At 67.8% G+C, this 6,411-nt stretch carries 4 protein-coding genes and 1 pseudogene; 1 reads left to right on the forward strand and 4 read right to left on the reverse strand.

Annotation, left to right across the window (positions count from 1 at the left end; genetic code table 11):
• The first annotated feature begins 151 nt into the window (after nt 1-151).
• Nucleotides 152-1,201 carry a glycosyltransferase family 2 protein gene (locus AC31A1_RS44205; RefSeq protein ID WP_489658723.1) on the forward strand — a complete coding sequence of 350 codons (1,050 nt, stop codon included), beginning with the start codon at nt 152-154 and terminating at the stop codon, nt 1,199-1,201.
• Nucleotides 1,202-1,233: 32 nt separating this feature from the next.
• On the opposite strand, the gene AC31A1_RS44210 is transcribed toward AC31A1_RS44205, so the two are convergent.
• The 4 genes and pseudogenes from AC31A1_RS44210 to AC31A1_RS44225 form a co-directional block, all read right to left on the reverse strand.
• A complete protein-coding gene (locus tag AC31A1_RS44210) occupies nt 1,234-2,802 on the reverse strand; it encodes an LCP family protein (protein ID WP_489658724.1) in 1,569 nt (522 codons plus the stop codon).
• A gap of 130 nt (nt 2,803-2,932) precedes the next feature.
• Nucleotides 2,933-4,660, reverse strand: a complete 1,728-nt coding sequence (locus tag AC31A1_RS44215) for an LCP family protein (RefSeq protein WP_489658725.1) — start codon at nt 4,658-4,660, stop codon at nt 2,933-2,935.
• Nucleotides 4,661-4,868: 208 nt separating this feature from the next.
• A complete protein-coding gene (locus tag AC31A1_RS44220) occupies nt 4,869-5,960 on the reverse strand; it encodes an LCP family protein (RefSeq protein ID WP_489658726.1) in 1,092 nt (363 codons plus the stop codon).
• A gap of 235 nt (nt 5,961-6,195) precedes the next feature.
• Nucleotides 6,196-6,411 (reverse strand): annotated as a pseudogene (locus AC31A1_RS44225) (TIGR03089 family protein); the annotation flags it as partial.

Genomic DNA, 6,411 nt, shown 5'->3' on the forward strand with positions numbered 1-6,411 from the left:
CGCCCCGCCCGGGCGGCGTGGGCATGGGGGACACCTCCGCGAGGGCCGTACGTGGGATCTTGAGCACCGTAGGCCGATACGATCTGATACCACCGCAGCCGCCCGGGCGGGGCGCGTCCGTGTCCCCCGTTCGCGGTAACGTGAGCCCCCTATGAACGCCAATCCCGACGTGCGACTCCCCGCCGTTTCTGTGATCATGCCCGTCCTCGACGAGGAGCGGCATCTGCGCGGAGCCGTCCAAGCGATCCTCGCGCAGGAGTACGCCGGCGAGATGGAGGTCGTGCTCGCCCTCGGTCCGTCGAAGGACCGCACGGACGAGATCGCGGCCGAGCTCGTGCGCGAAACTGCGTCTTTTAAAAGCAAGCGTGTCCACACCGTCCCGAACCCGGCCGGCCGTACGCCCGCCGCCCTCAACGCCGCGATCAAGGCCTCCCGCCATCCGATCGTCGTCCGCGTCGACGGCCACGGCATGCTCTCGCCGAACTACATCGCCACCGCCGTACGCCTCCTGGAGGAGACCGGCGCGCAGAACGTCGGCGGCATCATGCACGCCGAGGGCGAGAACGCCTGGGAGGACGCGGTCGCCGCCGCGATGACCTCGAAGATCGGCGTGGGCAACGCGGCCTTCCACACGGGAGGCGAGGCGGGGTCCGCCGAGACGGTCTACCTCGGCGTGTTCCGCCGCGAGGCACTGGAGCAACAGGGCGGCTACAACGAGGAGTTCATCCGCGCCCAGGACTGGGAGCTGAACTTCCGCATCCGCGAGGCCGGCGGCCTGATCTGGTTCTCACCGGAGCTGAAGGTGTCGTACCGCCCGAGGCCGAGCGTGAAGGCCCTGGCCAAGCAGTACAAGGACTACGGCCGCTGGCGGCACGTCGTCGCCCGCTACCACGAGGGCTCCATCAACCTGCGCTACCTCGCCCCGCCGACCGCCGTCTGCGCGATCGCGGCCGGCATCGTGGTCGGCGCGGCCCTGACCCCCTGGGGCTTCCTGATCCCCGGCGGCTACCTCGCGGCGATCGCGCTCGGCTCCCTGCCGGCGGGCAAGGGCCTCTCCCTGAAGGCCCGCCTCCAGATCCCGGTCGCCTTCGCCACCATGCACATGTCCTGGGGCTACGGCTTCCTCACCAGCCCCAAGTCCCTTGCGCGCAGGGTCATCGCGTCCCGACGGCCCGCGGTGCTCAGCTCGACCAACAGCTGAACCGAGCACCGCCGCGACGACGACCCGGACCGCTACCAGACGTAGTTCGGGTCGACGTGCATGCACGCCGTGGTGTCCGAACCGTTGAGGGCGTCCGCCGAGGTCGGGGTCTTGTCGTCCTCCGCCGGGGCCTTGTATTTCGTGCCGGTGGTCCAGTCCGCGCCGACGACCAGGGTGACGCCGGAGACGCTCGTGGACTTCTTCACCGCGCTCGTCGGGATGCCGAGGGCCTTGGCGACCCGTTGGGCGTCGCCCTCCAGGTCGGCGCTCGGGTAGCGGACGATTGTCGTGGCCTGGCTGGGGGTCGTCGAGGAGTCGGCGACCGCCTCCTTGAAGCCCTTGCCGACGAGGAGTTGGGCGATCGAGGTGGCCCGCCCGCGGACCGCGCTCGTCGTGTCGGTGCGGGTGCCGTTCTCCACCTGTACGGCGATCTTGTCGTCGGCGGCGGCCGGGTCGGTGGACGCCTTCACCGCCGTAGCCGACTTCTTCTTGTCCTTGCCGTCCAGCGCGATGTCCTCACGGACCAGCCGGAACAGCTGGTCGGCGTCGGTCGGCCTGGGGACCACCCGGCCGCTGCTGCCCGAGTACTCCCACGGCATCGTCGTCATGGTGATGCGGTTGGTCGGAACCTTCTTCAGTTCCTTGCTCAGGTCGTACAGCTTGGCGACGGTCCCGAGGCCGTTGTCGACCGTGAGCGCCTTCGTGGCCGTCTCGGCGAGGCTGCGCAGCTTCGTCGGATTGCTCAGCGTGGCGTTCTCGCGCAGCTGGCGGACCATCGAGTTCATGTACTGGTGCTGCGCCTTGGTCCGGGCGATGTCGGTGTCGTCCTCGAAGCCGTAGCGCGTGCGCAGCCACTCCAGGGCCTGCTTGCCCTTCACCGCCGTGGTGCCCTTCTTCAGCTTCAGGCCCGAGCCCTTGCCGGAGGAGGTGTGCGAGTAGATGTTGGCGTCCACGCAGACCGGCACCCCGCCGATCGCGTCCGCCATCGACACGACACCCGAGAAGTCGACCATCATGAAGTGGTCGATGTGGATGTCGGTCAGCTTCTCCCAGGTCGCCACCGTGCACCCGGGGCCGCCGCGGCCCAGCGAGTCGTTCGTGATGACGTCGGTCTCGGCCGCGTACGACTTGCCGGTGTCCGGGTCCGTGCACTTGGGGATGTCCGTCAACGTGTCGCGCGGCATGCTCACGACCGACATGTTGCTGCGGTCCGCGGAGACGTGGAGCAGCATCTGGACGTCGGCGCGGGCCGGGGTGTCGAAGGTGTCCTTCGCGCCGCCGAGCTTCTGGTTCTCCGCGGAGTCCCGCGCGTCCGAACCGATCAGCAGGATGTTCAACGGCTTCTGCCCGGCCGCGTTGGCCTTGGACTCGGCCGCCCGGTCCTTCTCGTCCCCGATGTTCAGGGGGTCTTTCTTTATGTTGTCGTTGAGGTGCTGGTAGTACAGGTATCCGGCGCCGGCCGTCCCGAGTATGACCAGCACGAGGACACTCGCCGACCAGCGCAACGCCCGCCGGCTACGGCCTTTGCGTCTGCCCCCGTCCCTGTCCGACGGGCGTTTCCCCGCCGCCGGTCTCTTTCCGTCCGCCGGCGTGAGCGACATCGTGTCCTCAACCGCCGGCACCTCCCCACGCACGCTGCTTCGAGTCAAGTCCCCACCCCTCCCACGCCGCGCCCTGACGCACGGGTCCGCCCCGCGCCCTGTTAGACGCGGAACGGACCCGTGTGGTCACTTACTTGGCGCACTCAACCTTGTCCGCCGTGGACTTCTGGACCCCCTCCGGCGTCGACCCCGCTGTCGAGGTGAGCGGGACGCCGGCTCCCTTGAAGTCCTTGCCCAGGGTCAGCGTCATCGCCGGGAGTCCCTGGGAGTTCTGCACACTCTTGCCCGGCTTCATCGCGGACCCCGAGAGGCCCATGATGGCGGCGAGCCGTCGAGCCTGGTCCGCCTGGTCGGGTGCGTACTCAAGGGTCGTCTTCGCGAGCACCGCCGGAGCGTTGCCCGCGTTCTCGGACTTGAGCACGCCCTCATCATTCTGCAGCCACGTAAGAGTTTCCTGTGCGCTGCCGGCCACGGCCCCTCCGTTGAGGATCCGCACCCGCACCGCGGAGGCGGCGGACTTGGTGCCCTTGAGCCGGGCGGCCACGGCGGCCTTCTCCTTCGCGGCCTTCTGCTTGACCGCGGTGAAGGAGGTGTCGCTCTTGATCAGGGAGAAGACCTGCGGAGCGGTCGTGTTGTTGAGGACGACCGTCACCGGGGTCTTCTCCGCCGGGTTGTCGACGACCGGCACGGTGGTGAAGGTCAGGTTCTTCGGGTTGAGCTTGCCCAGCTCCAGACCGAGGTCCTTCAGCTTGCTGATGCTGTCGAGGTTGTCGTCGACGGTCAGCGCCTTGGTGCCGGCCTCCGCCAGCTTCAGCATCTTCGTGGGGTTGGTGAGCGTGGAGTTGGACTTCAGCTTCCGCATCAGCGCGCTCAGGAACTGTTGCTGCAGCGTGATCCGGCTCAGGTCACCGCCGAAGCCGACCGAGTGCCGGGTCCGCACGAAGGCCAGCGCCTGCTCGCCCGAGAGGTTGTGCGAGCCCTTGGACAGCTTCAGATGCGAATCCGAGTCGTCGATGTCCTTCGCCAGACAGACCGTGACCCCGCCGACCGCGTCGGTCAGCGTCTTCACGGCGTTGAAGTCGGCGACCATGAAGTCGTCGGGCTGGATCCCGGTCAGCTCGGTGACCGTCCGCACGGTGCAGCTGGGCGTACGGCCGTCCTGCCCGAGGCTGGTGTTGAAGCGGACGCTCGTCGTGCCCGGGATGACCTTGGACGTGCCGTCCGACTGGGTCGTCGGGCAGTCCGGGACATCGGTGATCAGGTCGCGGGGGATGCTGAGCGCGGTCGCGTTCGAGCGGTCCTTGGACACGTGCAGCAGGATCGTGGTGTCCGCGTGGCCGACGCTGCCGGCGTCGCCGTAGCCCTCGTTGCCCGCGCCGGTGCGCTTGTCGGTGCCGATCACCAGCAGGTTGATGGCCTTGCCCTTGCTGAAGCCACCGGTGCTCGCGCCGTCGTCGGAGACAGCCGTGATGTTGTCGTTGAGGTGCTTGATGTAGAGGTACCCGGCCGCGGAGACGGCGACCAGCACGAAGGCCAGCCCGCCGCCGGTCCACATCAGGACCTTCTTGCCCTTGGCCTTCTTCTTCACCGGCCGGCGTCCGCGCCGGGCCGGTGGCTCCTCGGGCGCGCCCCGCCGTCTGCGCGGCGGCGGCACCTCACGCCCCGGACTCCTCGGGACCGTCTCCCGCTCCGGCGCCGCGACACTGCGGTTCTGCGCAGTGGCTCTACGGGGCCCCGGCACCGCTGACTGCGGTGCGGAAGGAGTCAGTCGCAGTTCGTATTCACCAGTGTTCGGATTGAGTACCCACTGGTCTGCGGGGTCGATGTCGCCCGCCCGCCCACGGCCTTGCGCGTCCACGGTTTACCGAATCCTCCGTCGGGGCCACGCGGCGCCTTCCCCCTCCAGGCGCTCGGGTCTCGTTCATCCAGTGCGGCAAGCACACCGGATCGCTCACACTATCCGTCCAGTTGAGCGGCAAGTGACTGTGGTGACAAATTCCACGTCCCTACAACCGGTCAATCCGCCCTATTTTTCGGAACAAAAGTTCGTCGACTTGGTGATCGCCTTACCCGCAGGTGTCCTCGGCGGCGGTGTTCCCGCGAAACGTGGGCGCGGGCGAGATCCCCGAACCGGGCGCCGTATTACGGGCGTTTGCGACAGAATCCTGCGGAACTTCCTCCGTCACCGCGACGGTGGCGTCCGCCCGCAGCCGGGCGAACAGCTTTTCGGCCTCGGGCTCCACGAGCTGGTCGCGATTCGCGTTGTAAATGTACGACTCCCTCGGAACGGTGAGGAATTGCACATGTTCGGTGGGGATGTTCCGCAGCCCGCGCACCAGTTCGTACAAACCGCGCAGATTAGCCAGTTCCGGATCGGTGGTCAGCGAAGAGGTGGCCGCATCGAGCACGGGATACAGCTTCACCGGATTGAACAGCACGTCATCGCTCTGCACCTTGTTGACGAGCGCCCCCAGAAACCCCTGCTGACGGTCCATCCGATCGGTGTCACTCCCGTTCCCGAGCGACTTCCGCGCCCGCACATACCCGAGCGCCTGCTCCCCGTCGAGGGTGACCTTGCCCGCGGGCAGCCTCAACTTGGCGGCCTTGTCACGGATAGGACTCTTCAGACAGACCTGCACCCCGTCAACAGCGTCGACCATGTCCTTGAACCCATGAAAATCCACCACCATGTGATGGTCGATCCGCACGTTCGTCAGCTTCTCCACGGTCCGGATCGTGCACCCCGAACCCCCCACCTGGAACGCGTAGTTGAACATCGCGAACATCGGCTCGGTCCGCGTCCCGTCCGGCCGCAGACACCCCGGCACATCCACCATCAGGTCCCGCGGCAACGACACGGCGGTCGCGCTGCGCCGGTCGGCCGCCAGATGCAACAGGATCGTCGTGTCCGACCGCTCGGTCCCCGAGTCCCGCCCGTACTCCGCGTTCCCGTCCCCCGACCGCGAGTCGGACCCGATCAGCAGAATGTTCTGCGCCCCCTTCACGAGGGCGGTGGGCCGCTCCTTCTCATACCGGGCGAGCTCGGCGGCGGCGGCGTCGTCGGGCGTGATGTTCGAGTCGAGCTTCGCGTAGACACCCCATCCGACACCGGCGGCCCCTACGACGACCACTCCCACCCCGGCCCCGACCCCCCGCACCCGGCCCGAGAACGCCTCCCACGGTGTCGTCCAACACGTGCGGTTCCACCCCTCATGGCCGTCGTAAGAGTGTGTGGTCCTGCGTGTGGTTCTGCTCTTACGACCATGGCGTGGATGGGGTGGGGGAGGCGGCCGTTGCTGACCCATTCGGGTGACTAGTTTTTTTAGGGGCGCGGGGAACTGCGCGACCAGCCCCCACCGGCCGTAACTCGCCAAACAACCGCCACCATCCCCTTCAGGGGCGCGAAACAGTCACCCGCTCACTCTCAACCCGCTTGGCCAACGCACCCTCACCCAACTGCTCCAGATTCCGGCACAACACCACAGACCCCCCAGAGGCAAGCGGCGCATACAACCCCGAGCTCACCCCGTCCCACGTGTCGTACGAGAGCCCGGACAGCACCCGAGCCCCGGCATCCCCGTCGGCCCGAGCCCGCTCAACAACCTGCAC

The sequence above is a fragment of the Streptomyces sp. P5F9 genome (assembly GCF_057961495.1).

Excerpts from the sequence above, each read along its gene's own strand:
- AC31A1_RS44205 (WP_489658723.1), top strand. The coding sequence starts at position 152 with ATGAACGCCAATCCCGACGTGCGACTCCCCGCCGTTTCTGTGATCATG.
- AC31A1_RS44210 (WP_489658724.1), bottom strand. The coding sequence starts at position 2,802 with ATGTCGCTCACGCCGGCGGACGGAAAGAGACCGGCGGCGGGGAAACGC.